This window comes from Streptomyces sp. x-19 (assembly GCF_046549115.1).
In the GTDB taxonomy this organism is placed as follows: domain Bacteria; phylum Actinomycetota; class Actinomycetes; order Streptomycetales; family Streptomycetaceae; genus Streptomyces; species Streptomyces albulus_C.
Map to the genome: position 1 here is coordinate 1 of NZ_JAJPWK010000055.1, position 17,059 is coordinate 17,059.

At 66.4% G+C, this 17,059-nt stretch carries 13 protein-coding genes and 4 pseudogenes; 3 read left to right on the top strand and 14 right to left on the bottom strand.

What is annotated here, in order from left to right:
• Positions 1-91: 91 nt before the first annotated feature.
• The 9 genes and pseudogenes from ACLJT4_RS41420 to ACLJT4_RS41460 all read right to left on the bottom strand — a co-directional run.
• Positions 92-283, bottom strand: a pseudogene (locus tag ACLJT4_RS41420) (transposase); the annotation flags it as partial.
• A gap of 98 nt (positions 284-381) precedes the next feature.
• Positions 382-813 carry a DUF6262 family protein gene (locus ACLJT4_RS41425; RefSeq protein ID WP_411130290.1) on the bottom strand — a complete coding sequence of 144 codons (432 nt, stop codon included), beginning with the start codon at positions 811-813 and terminating at the stop codon, positions 382-384.
• Positions 803-3,055, bottom strand: a complete 2,253-nt coding sequence (locus ACLJT4_RS41430; protein ID WP_411130292.1) for a tyrosine-type recombinase/integrase — start codon at positions 3,053-3,055, stop codon at positions 803-805. Before ACLJT4_RS41430 ends, ACLJT4_RS41425 begins: the two co-directional genes overlap by 11 nt.
• Positions 3,052-4,095, bottom strand: a complete 1,044-nt coding sequence (locus ACLJT4_RS41435; RefSeq protein WP_411130293.1) for a site-specific integrase — start codon at positions 4,093-4,095, stop codon at positions 3,052-3,054. The genes ACLJT4_RS41430 and ACLJT4_RS41435 overlap by 4 nt, the downstream gene beginning before the upstream one ends.
• Positions 4,096-4,285: 190 nt before the next feature.
• Positions 4,286-5,374 (bottom strand): annotated as a pseudogene (locus tag ACLJT4_RS41440) (IS256 family transposase); the annotation flags it as partial.
• Positions 5,375-5,440: 66 nt separating this feature from the next.
• Positions 5,441-6,286 (bottom strand): IS5 family transposase, encoded by an 846-nt coding sequence (locus ACLJT4_RS41445; RefSeq protein ID WP_411130295.1) that lies wholly within the window; start codon positions 6,284-6,286, stop codon positions 5,441-5,443.
• A gap of 165 nt (positions 6,287-6,451) precedes the next feature.
• Complete coding sequence (locus ACLJT4_RS41450) at positions 6,452-6,664, bottom strand: hypothetical protein (RefSeq protein WP_411130297.1); 213 nt, start codon at positions 6,662-6,664, stop codon at positions 6,452-6,454.
• Between the two features lies 1 nt (position 6,665).
• Positions 6,666-7,473: pseudogene (locus ACLJT4_RS41455) on the bottom strand (IS5 family transposase).
• Positions 7,474-7,537: 64 nt separating this feature from the next.
• Entirely contained in the window at positions 7,538-8,179 is a 642-nt protein-coding gene (locus ACLJT4_RS41460) for a class I SAM-dependent DNA methyltransferase (protein WP_411130298.1), read from the bottom strand.
• A gap of 497 nt (positions 8,180-8,676) precedes the next feature.
• On the opposite strand from ACLJT4_RS41460, the gene ACLJT4_RS41465 reads away from it, so the two are divergent.
• Complete coding sequence (locus ACLJT4_RS41465) at positions 8,677-10,002, top strand: sensor histidine kinase (protein WP_411130300.1); 1,326 nt, start codon at positions 8,677-8,679, stop codon at positions 10,000-10,002.
• Positions 10,003-10,519: 517 nt separating this feature from the next.
• Here ACLJT4_RS41465 and ACLJT4_RS41470 read toward each other — a convergent pair.
• The 4 genes from ACLJT4_RS41470 to ACLJT4_RS41485 form a co-directional block, all read right to left on the bottom strand.
• On the bottom strand, positions 10,520-10,996 hold the full coding sequence (locus tag ACLJT4_RS41470) for a histidine kinase (RefSeq protein ID WP_411130301.1): 477 nt from the start codon (positions 10,994-10,996) through the stop codon (positions 10,520-10,522).
• Between the two features lie 349 nt (positions 10,997-11,345).
• Positions 11,346-12,026: a response regulator gene (locus ACLJT4_RS41475; RefSeq protein ID WP_411130303.1), complete on the bottom strand. Its 681-nt coding sequence runs from the start codon at positions 12,024-12,026 to the stop codon at positions 11,346-11,348.
• Positions 12,027-12,462: 436 nt separating this feature from the next.
• Positions 12,463-14,019, bottom strand: a complete 1,557-nt coding sequence (locus ACLJT4_RS41480; protein ID WP_411130305.1) for an alanine/glycine:cation symporter family protein — start codon at positions 14,017-14,019, stop codon at positions 12,463-12,465.
• Positions 14,020-14,204: 185 nt separating this feature from the next.
• A complete protein-coding gene (locus tag ACLJT4_RS41485) occupies positions 14,205-14,660 on the bottom strand; it encodes an ATP-binding protein (RefSeq protein ID WP_411130307.1) in 456 nt (151 codons plus the stop codon).
• Between the two features lie 548 nt (positions 14,661-15,208).
• On the opposite strand from ACLJT4_RS41485, the gene ACLJT4_RS41490 reads away from it, so the two are divergent.
• Positions 15,209-16,195, top strand: coding sequence for a sensor histidine kinase (locus tag ACLJT4_RS41490; protein WP_411130308.1), 987 nt, complete (start codon positions 15,209-15,211; stop codon positions 16,193-16,195).
• A 4-nt stretch (positions 16,196-16,199) separates the two neighbouring features.
• Complete coding sequence (locus tag ACLJT4_RS41495) at positions 16,200-16,841, top strand: response regulator (RefSeq protein ID WP_411130309.1); 642 nt, start codon at positions 16,200-16,202, stop codon at positions 16,839-16,841.
• Positions 16,842-16,922: 81 nt separating this feature from the next.
• Here ACLJT4_RS41495 and ACLJT4_RS41500 read toward each other — a convergent pair.
• Positions 16,923-17,059: pseudogene (locus ACLJT4_RS41500) on the bottom strand (ABC transporter permease); the annotation flags it as partial.

Consider the following 17,059-nt stretch of genomic DNA (forward strand, 5'->3'; position numbering starts at 1 on the left):
GATCCGCTCGCGGAAGGCTTGCCTCTCCGCGGTCAGACCCCCACCCTGCGGATACCTCATACACCCGGCATACCGCAACGATCACCAACCGTCAGCCCCTACGACAAGACAACTTCAAGGTCAGTAACGGGGCCTTCCAGCGCATCGTCCAGCGGCGCCGGCCCGTGCCGGTCGGGTCCAGGCTCATCAGCGCCATGTAGACGCACTTCAACGCGGCGGCCTCCGAAGGGAAATGACCGCGGGCCCGGACCGCCTTGCGGATGCGGGCGTTCACGCTCTCCATCGTTATCTGGAGTTCGCATGCGTCCCGTCCGGCTGACCTGGTGGTTCGTGTCGTGAACAGTGTCCGAAACACACGTGGGTGGGCTCGTGGCGCCGAGTTCAGCAGGGGCCGATCGTTTCTGAACCGCGATGTGAACGGGGCGCTTGTGGCGCGCGGCTGGCGCGTTGGTCGCCGAGTGCGCGGGCGAGTTGGCGGCGGAGACGCTGGTTCTCCTCGGTCAGCTCACGGTTGCGGTGGTTCGCTGCTTCAAGGCGCCGCAGCAGCGACTCGTCCGAGGCTCGTTGCCGTGTGGGAACGGGCCGGTGGGAACTGCGCTGCTGGAGTTCGCGGAGCCGTTCGATCTCGGACCGCAGGTCAGGCTGGGTGTAGAGCCAGGAGCGTGAGATTCCGCCGAGCCGGGCGACGCGCTCGAAGGTGATCGGGACGCTGCCGGCTTCGAGTTCGCGGAGGGCCTGGATGGCCTTGGAGCGGGTCAGTTCGTGGCGCCGACGGGTGGCGGTGAGCAGATGGCTGCTGTTGTCAGCCGGCATCGGCGGCATCTCCCAAGTGAGCGGGGCGGGTCTCGGCGAGGCTGGAGATGATCGTGTCGAGGTTGATGAGGACTTGGTTGTTCATCTCGACCAGCCGCTTCTGGCCGCGGGCTTCGGCAGCCGAGATGATCTGCAGGACCTCCGTGCGGTGGGCCTGGTGCTGCGGCAGGAAGTCGGGGGTGGTGACGAACATCGGGCAGGTCAGGCAGGCGTTCGCATGGGGGCAGCTCTGCTGGACGGGCAGTTGGCAGTAGCCGTTGGGCAGGGCCTGGGTGGCGCGGGAGAGCCGGTGCTTGGCCCAGGCGGCCTCGGCGAGAGGGCCCTGGGGGTCCAGGACCACGTCCTGGCCGCTGATGTTGATCTTCCGGGACCTCTCCCAGTGCTCGCGGACGGTGGTGTCGTGCAGTCGCGCGTAATGGGCGGTCATCTGGGGCGAGTCGTGGTCGAGGATGCGGCGGACGACTTCCTGCGGAACATCCCGGTTGATCATGCGGGTGCCCAGAGTGTGGCGCCACTGGTGCGGGGTGAAGTGGGCGGGGCGTCCGTGTTCATCGCGCACGTCGCAGGACTCTAGCCACCGGTAGAGGGCCAGTCGGTAGGTCGAACTGGCCAGGGGCCGCTGCCCGTCGAGGTTCTTCGTGGGCCTCGGCAGCAGCAGTCCGCTGCCGGGCCACCGGCTTCGGACGCGTTGTTGCTGATCGGTGATGTGGCGGTGGACTTCCTCGTCGATGGGGACCAGCGCGTCACGTTTCATTTTGTGGTTGACGTAGCGCAGGTAGGGGGCGCCGTCGGCATCGGTCACCACGCAGTCGAAGGACAGCTTGAGGGCGTCACTGACGCGCAGGCCGCAGCGGATCAGGATCAGGGTGACGAGCTGGTAGGCGTCGTCGTCGAAGCGGGCGAGATTCTCGGGGTGCTCGACCTGGGCCATGATGTGCTCGGCCAGGGCTCGGGGCAGGCGCTCGGTGCGCTTGGGATAGTCCTCGGCGAAGAACAGCGCACTGGTCGGCAGGCTCGTGTCCCACTGGTGCTGGCGGACCGCGTGGAAGAAGAGGTTCAGCAGGCCGATATGGCTGCCCTGGCGCTGGGCATTGCCGCCGTATTCGGTGTGCAGATCGGCGAGATAGCGTTCCAGGACGCCCCTGTCGAGCTGGGCCAGGACCTCGATGCCGGCGTCCTCGCGCAGGAATCGCGCGAAGCGGACGAGCGCGGTGGTGCCGCGGCGGACGGCCTCGTAGGACAGGCCGCAGGTGATCCGCCATCTCGCCCATCGCTTGGCCAGTTCCCGCAGCTGCGGCTGCCCGATCCCCTCGAAATGCAAGACCCGGTTGGCCTCGGTGACACCCAGGCGCCGCAGCTGCCACTGATCCCGGGGAAACTCGCTGTCCCAGCCGGCGCCGAGGGCAAGGTCCTCGACGGCTCGGCGGGCGAAGACGAGCAGGGCTCGGGGATTGTTGTCCTTCGGTGCCGGGCGCCCGATCCGGCCCCGCCACTGCTCTTCACTTGCCGCGAGGAGGGAGGTCTCCTTCGCTGTGGCGAGGAATCGGACGACACGCATGATCACCGGGGGCGGGGTCTTCGACGTTCGCTGGTCAGCCCGGCACTGCAACGCGTACTGGAGCTCGAGTTTCAGCTGGGGATGCAGCGCGTCGAAGTGGACGACCTGATCGGAGGGGACCACCTCGCGTGCGAAGGACCGGGCGAACTCGGCAGGATCAGGGCGCCCGTTGACCCGCCAGGTGTTCACGTGGGCGTGGCAGAACGAGGAGTCGGCCTGCGGCCAGAGCGCGCAGTGCGTGATCAGGCAGGATGCTCCCGGGGACGGCTGCGGGATGGCGGGGGCATCCGCGAGCCAGACCTGCTGGTCGGGACGACCGGCTCTAATCCACCGCTGCCCGTGCAGTTGACACATGCCCTGACAGGCTGATCCGTAGCCGCATCCGTCGACCTTGCAGACCTGATTCGGCCGCTGCCTGGCCCACCGCGGGTCCGTCGTGGCGATGAACACCTCCCGGTCCGGGCACCCTTCGTTCTTCCAGCGCAGGTGATGGCTCTGACACAGTCCCTGGTTGCGGACATGCCGGTGGCAGGAGGGAACACGGCGGGCGCCCGTGCCGAACACCGGGTCCCCGGCGTCGAAGACGAGCTTCTCGGCACGGAACTCGGGGCGGACGGTTTCCATCAGCTTGCCGAGCAGACTGCCCCGGCCCACCGGCCGGCCCGGCAGCGCATGGGGTTTCACCAGGTCACCTCCCGGCCGGTGAACCAGCCGGCCTTCTCCAGCACCGCGCGGGCGTCCTCGACGCTCAAGTGCCCATAAAAGGAAGCGGTGGTGGTCACCGAAGCATGCCCGAGCAACGTGCTGACGACCTCGATCGGGGTGCCGTCCCGCAGCAGCCGGGTCGCATATGTATGTCGCCACCAGTGCGGGTCGAAGGCGATGCCCGTGCGGCGGCGTAGCCGTCTGACCAAGTCATAGACGGACGGATAGGACAGCGGATGACCCCGCGGGCGGCCCCAGAGGTTCACGAAGACGTAGTCGGAGTCGAGATCGCCGTACTCGCTGTGCAGATAGTCCGCGAACAGCCGCACCAACTCGGCGCTGACCGGGATCGTCCGAGTGATCCCGGACTTGGTGCGGGCCCCGTTCGCGTTCTCCCGGGGCCGGATCGTCACCGTCCGCTCGGCCGGGGCGATGTCCTCGTGCCGCAGCCCGAGTGCCTCGCCGATCCGGATACCCGAGTCGTAGAGCAGGGCGAACAGCAGCCGGTCCCGCAGCCGTTCACAGGCATCCAGGATCCGCTGGACCTCACCGGGAGTCAGCACCCGCGGCAGCTTGCGCGATACCTTCAGCGTCGTGATCGCCCGACCCGGAACCGGAGAAGACTTGCTGATGTGGTGCAAGAACGGCTTCCACGACGAGCCGCGTCCACGCGTCGGCTGCCAGGACAGCAGTAGATCTCCCAGATCGACACCGCCCCGGGCAGCATGCTGGTAGAACGCAGAGAGCGCGGACAGCTTCCGGTTGACCGTGCGTTCGGTGCAGTGCCCTGTCACCGACGGCAGCACCGCCACCCGCCCTGCCCGGCCCTCGGGCGGCAGCCGCAGCCAGGCCACGAACTCGCCGACGTCCTCCAGACGCACCTCGCGCCAGTCCAGGCAGCGGCCGTCGAGGAAGTCGAACCAGTCCTTCAGGTCATGGGCGTACGCCTTGACGGTGTTCGGCGATCTTTCGATGTCGCTGAGGTAGGCCAGATAGTTCTCGACCGGCGCCACCGGCACGTCGTCGTCCCCGAGAACGGTCCACGACTCCCGCCCCGAAGCCGGTAACACCACACGCTGTACGAGCACCGTTCCTCCGACCGACCCGTGTTCTGGACGGCGGCAGATAACCACATCCACGACACACCGAACGGCCCTTCACCGACCCGTACTCAACATGATGGACGCCCTCCGGGCGACTCCAGATAACAATCGCGTTCGTCGAGCAGATCACCTTGCGGATCTCGACGTCGAAGGAGAGGAAGGGCACCATCTCGGCCCAGGCGTCCGACCACAGCTTGACCACGGCCGGATACTTGGTGCCCCACTTCTCGGAGAACTCCAGGAACCGCTCCGTCGCGGCGGCTTCGCTCGGCGCGGTGTAGACGGGCTTCAGATCCTTGGAGACCTTGTCCCAGTCCTGGCGAGCGCAGTAGCGGATGCTGTTGCGGATCAAGTGAACGATGCAGGTCTGCACAATCGTGGGAGGCCAGACGGTCTCGACCGCGTCGGGCAGGCCCTTCAGGCCGTCACAGAGGAGCATGAGGACGTCCTCGACGCCGCGGTTCTTGAGCTCGGTGAAGACCTGGAGCCAGTGCTTGGCGCCCTCGCCCCCGTCGCCGGCCCAGATGCCGAGGATGTCGCGGGTGCCCTCGACGGTGACACCCATGGCGAGGTAAATGGGGCGGTTGGCGACCTTGCCGTCGCGGATCTTCACGTTGATGGCGTCCACGAAGACGACGGGATAGACGCGGTCCAGGGGCCGCGACTGCCATTCGGCCATGCCCTCCTTCACCTTGTCCGTGATCGTGGTGATGGTCTGCTTGGACACCTCCGCCCCGTACACCTCGGCCAGATGAGCCGATATCTCCCCATGAGTCAGGCCCTTCGCCGACAGCGAGAGCACCATCTCATCGACACCGGTCAGGCGCCGCTGCCGCTTGCGGACGATCTGCGGTTCGAAGGTGCCGGCGGTGTCGCGGGGCACCTTCACCTCGACCGGGCCGACGTCTGTCAGCACGGTCTTCGAGCGGGTGCCGTTACGGCTGTTGCCACTGTTCCTGCCAGTTGCGTCGTGCTTGTCATAGCCGACGTGATCGGCGATCTGGCCCTCCAGGGCGGACTCCAGCACCCGCTTGGTCAGCTGCTGCAGCAGCCCGCCCTCCCCGGTCAGTTGCAGCCCGTCGGAGCGGGCACGGTCAACCAGCATCGCGATCAACTGCTCGTCCGACACCGCCTCCGCAGTCGACTCGACGACCGGCTCCTCCACGGCCTCGTGCTCGGTGATGGTCTCGCTCATCAGGCGTCTCCTTGATCATCGGATCCGCCGTTGATTAGAGGACGTCCCGTTCAGGTGCGTGTTAGTTCATGGGTTGTGCCAGGTTGTGGTCGTTTCGCCGGTTGCTCGTTTGGCGAGGTTGGAGAGCATGGCCAGGCGGATCATGCTCTCGGAGTGTTGGGGTTTGGTTTCGTAGTCTCGGGCCAGGCGGTGGTGCATCATGAGCCAGCCGAAGCTTCGCTCCACCACCCAGCGCCGCGGTAGCACTGAGAAGCCTTTGACCTGTGTGTTTCGCGGCACGACCTCGACGTCGATGCCGAGGGCGGCGCCGTGTTCGATGGCCTCGGTCTTGTATCCGGTGTCGGCCCATGCCTTGGTGATGGTGGGGTGGTTGGCGGCGACTTGGGTGAGGAGTTGTTTGCCTGCCTGGTTGTCGGAGACGCTGGCCGCGGTGACCATGACCAGCAGTAACAGGCCGAGGGTGCCTGTGACGATGCTGCGTTTGCGGCCCACGATTTTCTTGCCGGCGTCGGTGCCTTGGGTGCTGGTGGGCACACTGGGAGCGGTTTTCACGCTCTGGGCATCGATGACGCAGGCAGTTGGCTCGGCAGTGCGTCCTTCCCGCTCTCGGACGATCCGATGTAGGTGGACGCCGAGCTTCTCGATGGTCCCGTCGGCGGTCCAGGCACTGAAGTAGGAGAAGACCGTGGTGTGCGGCGGAAGGTCATGCGGTAGGTAACGCCAGGGAATCCCAGTCCGGTTGACGTAGAGGATCGCATTGAGGACTTCCCGCAGGTCAGTGGCCTTGCCGTCGAGGTTGAGCGAGGTCTTCTGTCGCTCAGTGCGCCAGGCGGTCAGTGTTGGCTCCATCAGGGCCCAGCGGGCGTCGGGCAGGTCGCTCGGATAGGACTTGCGGGGTGGCTTTGTCGTCACAACATCACTGATACAGCAGGGAGTTGCGGTGAGGTGTCACTCGTCGGAGTGACCTGAGGTGGGCGTTCTTCGCGAGTTCGAACCGGACAGGATCTACCGGGCGAATCATGATGAAACGCGAGCCTGACGGCCGACATCACCCCGACGCATTCGGCATGAGCAGCCTCAATCAGACGATTTCAGGCGGGCAATAAAACGGTCAAACTGAGGTTCCCCCGTTGTGCGAGGGGTGTTGATCAGCTGGTCAGAGAGGGTTGACGGGTGTTCAGGTTCGCCGGTCCGGCCGTCGCCTGCTTGCTTGATGTAGTGCTTCTCCTCGAACTCGATCGGGCTGAGCCAGTCGAGCCGTTCCTGGATGCGCCGGGAGTTACTGATCATTTCAGAATGAGGTTCGCAGGCGGCGGAGGCAGATCAGGCTGCAGGCCAACTCGAGTAGGCCCTGGTGGAGGTCAGCGCGTCGTTCGTAGCGGATGCGCAGCCGTTTGAACTGGTGCAGCCAGGCGAAGGCACGCTCGACCACCCAACGCACCTTGCCCAATCCGGAACCGTGGGCGACGCCGCGTCGGGCGATCATCGGCTTGATGCCACGCTTCCACAGCAGGCGGCGGTACTTGTCGAAGTCGTAGCCCCGGTTGGCATACAAGCGGCGGGGTTTTCGGCGGGGCCGTCCCCGAAGGCCGCGAATCGATGGAACTGCATCCAGCAGCGGCAGAAGCTGGGTGACGTCGTGCCGGTTCCCGCCGGTCACCGTGACGGCAAGTGGGGTTCCGTGGCGGTCGACGATCAGGTGATGTTTGGAGCCGGGACGGGCGCGGTCAACGGGCGAAGGCCCGACATAATCCCCCCTTTCAGCGCTCGGACATGCGAACCGTCCACGGCACAGTCGTCCAAGTCCAGCAGGTCGGCGCGGCGCAGCTCGGCCAGCAAGGTGGCATGCAGTCGGGGCCAGACGCCAGCCTCCGTCCAGTCCCGCAGCCGGCGCCAGACCGTTACCCCGAGCAGCCCACGGTCTCCGCGGGGACATCACGCCAGGCGACGCCGGTCCGCAACACGTACATGACACCGGCCAGAGCCGCCCGGTCGGGAACACGCATTCTGCCCGGGTAGCGGCGCCACCGTTCGGGAGCGGGTGGCAACAGCGGAGCCACCCGCTCCCACAGGTCGTCAGGAACAAGATCAGCACGCATGCGGACACCCTGCCGATCAAGCTCGCCGGCCACAAGACCCGCGGCGTAACGCGCTCTTCAACGATCAGCTACGCCGTGCGAAGAGAATCGCTTGTGATGCCTTCTCCTCGGGGGCCAGCAGCAGCTGGGCCTCGACCTCGAATCCAGCGTCGCGCAGCCAATCGGCCACCTGGCCCGGCTGGCGACGGTGGACATGGACCTTCATCGGGTGACCGCCGTAGCCCTCGGTCTTCAGTCGCGATTCGTCACCCACGTGGAACAGGAGCTGCAGCGGTCCACCCGGCCGCAGCGCCCGATGGAAGTGCCCGATCACAGACGGCACCTCGTCGTCGGGGATGTGGATCAACGACTGCCAGGCCAGCAATCCGGCCAGCGAGGCGGCGGGGAGGTCCAGGTTCGTCATCGAGCCCACTTCAAACCGCAGGCCGGGATGGTCGCGCCGGGCCACGGCGACCATCCCTGGAGCAAGGTCGATTCCGAAGGCGTCGACGCCGAGAGCGTGCAGGTGGGCGGTGACGTGTCCGGGGCCGCAGCCGATGTCCGCCACCGGCCCTCCGCCCCCGGCACGCGCACTGTCGGCGAACAACGCCAGGGCCGCGCGCAGGTACTGCAGCCGGGCGAGGGAATCGCGCACATAGTCCGCGTAGCCAACCGCGACTGTGTCGTAGGAGGTTCGGGTGTCGGACAACCAGTCGTCCGTCCACATGGCTGACACGCTAGTCCGTAGGACCTGCGCGACCTGGCAGCCTGCCTGATCTGCCTCCGCGCCCTGCTCACCTCATTCTGAAACGATCAGTCAGTAGCCCCGTCGGGCAACTCGGCAGCTCCTCCGGCCCCGCACCTCCATGGTGAGATCCGCAACCACCCCGAACTACAGCTGCGCGATCGATCCGGTGAAGTTCCTGCGCTGCCCGGGCGTCTCCATGTGCCCCGCCCCGGCAGTCGAAGGCCGATAGGACACATCACCGTTCTGCGAACTACAGGTGTATCGGCGTACCGGCCATGGATTCCTCGACGCCGCCCCCTGCTCATCGGATATCGATCGATTTCAACGCGGCCTGCACCTTTCGACGACAGGTAAGGCAAGTGCCCAGGGGAGTTCCCTTCGCAGCTCGGCAGGATCCGTCCAAGGGTGGAGGAACCCGCCGGGCGCCCGGAGCATACGGCAGAATAGTGCGAACCGTCCCTTTGCTGAGGGAATCGATGCTGTTCAGAGCAGCTTCGTTCCTTCCTTTCGGAGAAAATTTCAGCGGTGCGGTCAGCTTGCACCGGACCGATCAGACCTCGTTCGAGCGGCAGCAGAACATGAGATCCTTTGCATCCGGTGAGCAATCTCCTCGCTTCCTCCCCACCAGCACTTTCTACGCCATCCGGCACCCCCGGATCGTCGACGCTGTCACCTGCCTCGCGGCCTGTGCGGCCGCATTGCTCGCCCTGGGGCAGGCCCATCACAGTGGCCTAGTGCCCAGTTTCTGGGGCTCAGTGCTGGTGGTGCTCCTGGCCTCCAGCACCCTGCTGCTGCGTCGTACGACCCCTATGCTGCCCATGGCTGCGGCCGTCCTGAGCACGCTGGCCTCTGAGGAGACCACACTGTTGCTCTTCGCGGCGTACGCACTGGGCAGCTACGGTGGACGCATCCGCTGGACTGGCATCGCCATGGGCGGCCTCCTGTACACGGTCATCCAGACATGGACGGAACCGTCGCCGGGATTGTTCGCCATGATGTATGACGTCATCGTCAAGTTCTGTTTCCCCGCGGCGCTGGGCGAGTTGACGCGCCGCCGGCGCGAGGTGACGTGGCTGCTGCAGCAGCGCCTGGTGGCCGTGGAGCACGCCGTCGACCAAGCCGCACACCAGGCAGTCGTCGACGAGCGGACCCGGCTCGCCTTCGACATCCACGACGGCTTGGGGCACCGGGCGACAGTCCTCATCTTCCAGGCGCAAGCCCTGCGGACCACGCCCGGGATGCCCCCGAAGGCGTCCGACCTGGCATCGACGGTGGAGGAGGGCGCCAGGGAGATACTTGACGACATGCGCGGCATCCTCGATGTCCTGCGCGGCGTGTCCGACCCGTCGGGCCGCGGCGAAACGGCCTACGCCCAGTTCGCGGCCGCTTTGGTGTCGAACCTGACGGCCGCCGGCATCGACGTCTCCTTCCACCGGACCGGTACCCCGCGCCTGCTTTCCCCCGGCGTGGACAACGTGCTCCGCAGTTGTGGACGGGAAGCACTCACCAACGCGGTGAAGCACGGGCACGGCGCGCCCATCTCGCTGCACCTGGAGTTCAGCGCGCAGGAAGTGGGCCTGGAGGTGACCAATGGCCCGGGCACCGCTGCCCCGCTCTCTCCCCTGACTGGAGGGCTTGGAATGATCAGCATGCAGGAGCAGGTATCCCGGGCACGGGGACGGCTTCAGGCCGGCCCCACCGCAAACGGTGGCTTCAGGGTACACATCGCCCTGCCCGCACCACAGGCCGCTGACACGCGGGACCACCCCGGTGAGTTGCATCTCGAGGCCCCCGCTTCCTGAGCACGCACGGTCATCCGGCGGCGTCGGCGGCGGACAACGGTATACGGCCCTGGAGCGCAAAGCCTCTGCCTGCGGTTCGTTCGGCCCGCAAGTGGCCGTCGAGACGGTGCACCCGCGCACACAGACTCTCCAGGCCCGTGCCGCCCCCGAGCACGGGGCTCTTCCTGGTCGGCGGACCACTTTCGATGGAGAAGTCCACCCAACCCTGCCTGGAGCCGAGCACCGTGCATATGACGGAGCCCGGCGCATGTTTGACGGCGTTGGTCAGCCTCTCCTGGCCGATCCGGTAGGACGCCCTGGACCTTCTGGGGCAAGGGCGATGGGGTCCCTTCACGGAACAGGAGGCCTCGACGCCGACGGCGTTATGGTGTGCACCAAGAGCCCGCGGAACACTTCGTGACCCGTCTCGGTCAGACGGGTGGGCGCAGTGCCGTCCCCGGGCTGCTGCGCAGGATGTCGAGGATTGCACGCAGTTCCGCTATGACCTCCCGCGCGGCGTCCTGGATCGCATCTGCTACTACCAGCGCCTTGCCGGGCTCTGCGCGTCTGTCCCGACGGCGGCGGCCTGCAGACTGACCACCGCGACCTGTTGACCGATTCCGTCGTGTATATCGAAAGCCAACCGGGAGCGCTCTTCCAGCACCGCGTAACGTGCGGCCTGATTGACAGCTCCGAGCATGCGCTCGTGCGGACAGAAGAACTCGTTGAGATGCTGCCGGCACAGCACACGGACCACCGCGGCGACCAGCACGACATACACGCCGAGGTGGTTCGACCCCAACTGCCAGGTCTCACCGATCACGCGCCGGGTCAGGCAGTACCCCAGGGCGATGGCCGTCAACAGTGCGGTGGAGAATCGCCGTCCATGACGCGCTACCGCCCAGGTGCTGAAGATCAGTGATGCAGTGTCGCCCGTCGCCAGATAACTGGCGACGGGGGCCAGTTCGGGCACTCGCTGTCGCGCGAGCCGGGTCAAGGCACAGCCGACGGCCACGGCGAAGGATGCTGGCCGACGAGGCGCCCGGTGCGGCATTCACTGGATACGGCGAGGAGCGTGAGGACCAGCGCTGCCGACGCGGTTGCGGCATCCACCACTTGCGCGCCTGGGAATTTCAGTCGGTCCAGCACGGACTGGGCTCCGAGGCACAGCGGGGAGTGATACGCCATCGGCGGCGTCTTGCTGACCGGCGAGGCAGCCGTATAGAAGCCACCTTCAGGGAAGACGTCTTCCGAGTATCCGGACCGTGTCCGCGGCGGCAGGCAGCCATTCCAGGTGTAGATGCCGCCGAGAGTTGATAAGTCATTGTATCAGCAGAGAGTTGACTGTCGACGGGGCGATGCGGTCAGTTCTTGCCACCCTGGGTACGGTTGCCCGGCGCGAGACCTGCCTCGTAGGCGAGGATGGCGGCCTGAGTCCGGTTTTCGAGCCCGAGGTGTGTCAGCATGCGCGACGCATACGTCTTGACACTGGCGAGGGAAAGGTGGAGTTCCTCAGCGATCCTCTGGTTGGTGTAGCCGGCGCCGATGAGGGCGAGGACGGCACGTTCGCCGTCCTTGAGTGAATCGATCCTCTCCTGGAGGCCGTTGGAACTCGCAGGCTTCCTCGTATGGGCCCGGCTCACCAGCTTGGCCGTGATCTCCGGTGACATCACCGTTCCGCCCATCGCCACCATCCGCACGGCAGTGACCAGTTCCTCGGATCTGAGGTCCTTCAGCAGGAAGCCCGAAGCACCCGCGTTGAGGGCCTCGATCACCAGATCGTCGGTGTTGAAGGTGGTCAGGGCCAGCACCTTCGGGGGGCTGTCAAGCCGCATCAGCTTGAGGGTGGCCTCGACACCGCCGATGCGTGGCATACGGAGATCCATGATGACGACGTCGGGCCGGTGCTCCTGGGTTGCGCTGACCGCCTCTACCCCGTCTGCGGCCTCCCCGACGACGACGAACTGGTCGTCCGCCTCTAGTACGGAGCGCAGCCCAGAACGGATGAGGCTCTGGTCATCGACAATCAGAACACGGATGGCCATGGGATCTTCCTTCATTGCGGCAAGGGGCACACTCGCCCTGAAAGTCCACCCTTGGGTCGACGGTGTGCCTGAGGCACGAGATCCAGGGTTGCGGCCCGAGATTCCGGGGTGAGGGCTTCGGAAGCAGCGCGGTTCCGCTCCTCCGATTGGGCTGCGAGCCTGTGGGCGGGCTCTTTGAATCGATGGGCGGAGCGGTTTGAGCAGGAATTCCCGGAGCTCTTGACGGGCCGCGGCAGGCGTGTCTGTGCCCCTGGATTGGATCGCTTCGACCAGGTCGTTGAGTTGCATCGCATCGGTGTTGAGGATTGCTGCGGTAGATACAGGGCCGCATCAAAGCCTTTGGATGCCGGCCTGAGAGACCACGTCGAACGTCCCACCGCGCTGCACTCGGTGGGACGTTCCATCGAGGCTAGGGGCCGCGTCCCTGCTGGGGCACTCAGTCGACCGCGGCTGGCACGTCTGCCTTCTCGGCGTCTGTGGGACCGGCATCAGCATTCGGGCCGAACTTGCCGCTCCGGACCAGTGCGAGGAAGGAGCTGAGCTCCTTCTTGACCACGGGAGCCAGCAGGTAGAGGCCGGTGATGTTGATGACTGCGAGCAGGAAGAGCACCGCGTCGGCCATGTCTATGAGGGAGGTCAGGGACAGCAGCGAGCCCAGCGCGACGAATGCGGTGTAGGTGGCCTTGTAGGTGAGCTCGCTGGCGCGGCGGCGCCCGAACAAGTAGGTCCACGCCTTGAGTCCGTAATATCCCCACGTGATGATCGTGGAGAAGGCGAACAGGAGCACCGCGACAGTCAGGATGTAGGGGAACCAGGGCATGACCGTGGCGAACGCGTCCGAGGTGATGGTCACGCCTTCGGGGGACGCACCGGATTCGGCCGCGTTCGATCGGGCCTTGTCCCACGTGGGGGTGGAAGCGATGACGATCGTCAGGGCCGTCATCGTGCAGACGATGACGGTGTCGATGAACGGCTCGAGCAGCGCCACCAGGCCCTCGGTGACGGGGTGCCGGGTCTTGACGGCCGAGTGGGCGATGGGCGCGGATCCGGTGCCGGCCTCGTTGGAGAACGCTGCCCGCTTGAAACCGACGATCAGTGCGCCGATGACGCCGCCCGACACGCCTTCGGGAGAGAACGCGCCTCCGACGATGGTGGCCACGGCGGCCGGCACCGCGCTTAGGTTGACCAGGATGACGACCAGGCAGGCCAGGATGTACGTGCCTGCCATGAGGGGCACGAGTCGGACGGTGACCTTGGTGATGGAGCGGATTCCGCCGAGGAGGACGAGTCCGGTCAGTCCGGCCAGCAGGAGACCGAAGATCAGGGCCCCGGAGGAGGAGCCTAGCAGGCCGTCGTCGCCGCCTGTGACGGACTTGAGCTGCGAGAAGCTCTGGTTTGCCTGGAAGAGGTTGCCGCCGAACAGCCCGAAGAAGAGCAGGGCGACGGAGGCGGCCACGGCGAGCACCTTGCCGACGCCCGCCATGCCGCGCTCGGCAAGTCCTTTGCGTAGATAGTGCATCGGGCCGCCGGAGACCGTGCCGTCCTCGTGGACTTCCCGGTACTTGACGCCGAGGGTGCATTCCACGAACTTCGTGGCCATGCCGAGGAGACCACACAGGATCATCCAGAAAGTGGCTCCGGGTCCGCCGATGGTCACGGCGACCGCGACACCGGCGATGTTGCCCAGTCCGACAGTTCCGGACACGGCCGCGGTCAGGGCCTGGAAGTGGCTGACCTCTCCCGGATCATCGCTGTTGGAGTATTTTCCACGTACCAGGTCGACGGCGAGGCGTATGCCCCTGAGTTGTACGAACCCGAACCAGACGGTGAAGACGGCTCCTGCGACGACCAGCCAGGCGACGATCCAGGGGAACGTCGTGCCGAAGACCGTGACTTCGCCGAAGACGAATCCCGCGAGCTTCTCGGCGATGGGGTTGAAGACTCCGTTGACGGTGTTCTCGATGCCGGAGGTGAGTGAGTCCAGAGCAGACACTAGCGATCTCCTCGGGCGTCAACGGCTGCGGGTCGGAAGGAGGTTCGACTGTCAGGGCGGCCTCTGGTACCCGGCGGGACACCAGAGGCCCGCAGGCGGTGTGACATGTGAACTCCTGTATCGGTTGATCTGGTGCCTGCAGAGCCGGGAGGCCGTACAGAGCAGAGGTTTGAGATGGCGCCTGTTCACGCGTGCTGCGGAAACGACAGGTCGCACCAGACCTGCTTGTGCCTACCCTGTTGCCGGACCGCTCCCCATGTGCGGCTCAAGGCCGCCACGATGCCCAGACCGCGGCCGCATTCACGCAGCGGCTCGTCCGTACGGCCGGTCCTCGCTGCACCGAGAGACGGTAGGTCCGGTCCGGTGTCATGCGCGCTCACGCGGAGGACTCCAGGCTCCTCGATCGTCGGCGGCACGATGTCCAAGGTCACTGCGGTGAGGTGTCCGCCGTGTGCCACGGCGTTGGCCCCCAGTTCGGCGAGAACCAGTTCGGCGGTGTCGACGAGATCGTCGTCGCAACCACGCGCGAAGAGCCACTGTCGGGCCCTGAAGCGAACGTCGCGTAGAGGTTGCTCACCGAGCGACTGCCGGGTCCAGGTCACTGTGTGGCAACTTCGTGCCCGGGGGGTGGTCGTGGACATGATTCCGGCTCCTTTCCGCAGAACGTCCGATCTCGTTGGCTCTTCGGAGGCCGGACGCCTCAGCCGGTCTTCCCTGCCGCTACGGCCGAGAAGTCATGCGTCAACCACAGCAGAGAATCCGCGGAGAGATCGACCCCCAAAATGAGGGGAGTGCAGGCAGACGAAAGTCGACCAACCTTGCAACGGATTGCACGAATGTGAACACGGTGCGTCATACGTAAAGGGAGGGGCGGTGTCGATGGTTGATCGTCGCGGAAATGGATGATTCCTTCCGGAGGAGCCCAACCGGCATTCCCCTCGCCTGCTCGGCCTCGTAGGATTTCATTGTGGATTCCACGGCACTTCACAATTCCGATTCACGGCAGGTGCGCCGATGGCGTCCTTCCTCTACGGATGTCGCACTGGCCCTGGCAGCCGCCGCATACGGCGTCGGCGACTCCCTAGTCCACCCGGTCAGCGGCTTGCTGACGGGCAGGCCGCAGTGGGCGGCCCTCGTCGCAGGTATGGTCGGCCTGCTCGTGCTGTGGCGTCGCCGCTTCACACGATCCGTGTCCGCCGTCGTCCTCGTCGCCCATGTGCTGTGCTACGCACCTGGTGCGCTGGCAGTCATGATCTACACCTTGGCTGGTCTCTACCGGCGCCCGGCACAGCTGGTCGCCGTGGGCCTGAGTTCACTGGCGGCCGAACTGGCGGCCGACGAATTGGCCGGTGCCGGACAAGACCTCGTACACGCCGTGCCCTTCGTGGCGGCCCCGCTCATGATGGGCCTGTACGTGGCCACCCGGCACCGACTGTTCACCACGATGCAGGAACGGGCCGCAGCGCTGGAGAGCCGGCAAGTCCTGCTCGAAGCACGGGCGAAGGCCGAAGAACGCAACCGGATCGCACGGGAACTCCACGACGTGGTCGGCCACCGCGTCAGCCACGTCGTCCTGGCCGCCGGCGCCCTTCAGGTCGGCGCCGGTCGGGGTACCGACTGGGTCCGCGAGGAGGCCGAACACATCCGCAGCGCGGGCGTCCAGGCTCTGGTGGAGCTGCGCGACATCCTCGGCGTCCTCACCGACAGCGAGCACGGCACGGCCCCACTCGAACCCACCCCGTCCACGGCCGAGCTCGACACACTCGTCGCCGACTGCCGCCGGTTGGGCATGGACATCACCCTGGACCGGCGTGGCTCGCTGGAGGTTCTTCCTGCCGCCGTCCAACTCGCCGTCTACCGCGTCCTTCAAGAGTCCTTCACCAACGCGTTGCGACACTCACCCGGCGCTGCTGTCACGGCTGAGGTGAGCGACGACGGCCGGGCCGTCCGGATCCTCGTCACCAACGGTGTGGCCACAGAGAGCCCTGCCCACAACCTGCCATCTGCAGGTCACGGACTGCTCGGCCTAGCCGAGCGGCTGCGCCTGCTGGGCGGAACGTTCGAAGCGGGCCCCCAGCGCGACGGCGGTTTCCGCGTCCGCGCCGGAATCCCGCACACCCCTGCCCGGACCACACCGTCCGGACCACACGCTCCTTCGGAGTCCCCCCTTGATTAAAGTCATGATCGTCGATGACGAGCCGTTCGTGCGTCACGGACTGCGCACGATCCTCGAGGCCGACCCCGGCATCGAGATCGTCGCCGAGGCCGCCGACGGACAGGCGGCCGTCGAGGCGGCCGGGATCCACGCCTGCGACGTCGCCCTCGTCGACATCCGCATGCCTCGCATGGACGGCATCGCCGCCACACGCCGGCTCATGACAATGCCCGCCCCCCCGGCCGTCATCATCCTGACAACTTTCCGGTTCGACGAGTACGTGGCCGAGGCGCTGCATGCGGGAGCAGCCGGATTCCTCCTCAAGGACACCCGGCCCGCCGACATCGTCCAGGCTGTCCACACGGTGGTCTCGGGACATGCCCTGCTCTCCCCAGCGGTGACCCGGCACGTCATCGATATCCTCCTGCAGCGCCACCGGGGGCTGACCGGGCAGGAGCGCGCACGCATCGACTCGCTGACCGCACGGGAGCACGAGGTCTTTCTCCTTGTCGGCCAGGGCCTGTCGAACGCCGACATCGCCCGCTCCCTGTCCGCCAGCGAGGCGACCGTGAAGATGCACGTCAGCCGAATCCTGGCCAAGCTGCAGGTCGAGAACCGCGTCCAGGCCGCCCTGCTGGCACGTGAGGTGCCCCCGGCCGCCGGCTGACGAGCCCCGGCAGGGAAAGCGCAAGGCAGTGCCGGGGCTGCGCGGTGGCACGCGCACAGCCCCGGCACTGCAGTCGGTGTCCTACCCCGCGTGGAGGGCGAGGGTCGGGGAGAGCCGGGCGGCGCGGACCGCCGGATACAGTCCCGCCACCGATCCGATGAGGAGGGTGGCGGCGAAGCCGCCGCCGACCGCCCACAGGGGGACCACCCAGGGCATGC

What these genes read in the sequence shown, in the direction of transcription:
- ACLJT4_RS41425 (WP_411130290.1), bottom strand. Translation starts at nt 813, where the DNA reads ATGCCGGCTGACAACAGCAGCCATCTGCTCACCGCCACCCGTCGGCGC.
- ACLJT4_RS41495 (WP_411130309.1), top strand. Translation starts at nt 16,200, where the DNA reads ATGATCGTCGATGACGAGCCGTTCGTGCGTCACGGACTGCGCACGATC.
- ACLJT4_RS41450 (WP_411130297.1), bottom strand. Translation starts at nt 6,664, where the DNA reads ATGATCAGTAACTCCCGGCGCATCCAGGAACGGCTCGACTGGCTCAGC.
- ACLJT4_RS41485 (WP_411130307.1), bottom strand. Translation starts at nt 14,660, where the DNA reads ATGTCCACGACCACCCCCCGGGCACGAAGTTGCCACACAGTGACCTGG.
- ACLJT4_RS41465 (WP_411130300.1), top strand. Translation starts at nt 8,677, where the DNA reads ATGCTGTTCAGAGCAGCTTCGTTCCTTCCTTTCGGAGAAAATTTCAGC.
- ACLJT4_RS41475 (WP_411130303.1), bottom strand. Translation starts at nt 12,026, where the DNA reads ATGGCCATCCGTGTTCTGATTGTCGATGACCAGAGCCTCATCCGTTCT.
- ACLJT4_RS41460 (WP_411130298.1), bottom strand. Translation starts at nt 8,179, where the DNA reads ATGTGGACGGACGACTGGTTGTCCGACACCCGAACCTCCTACGACACA.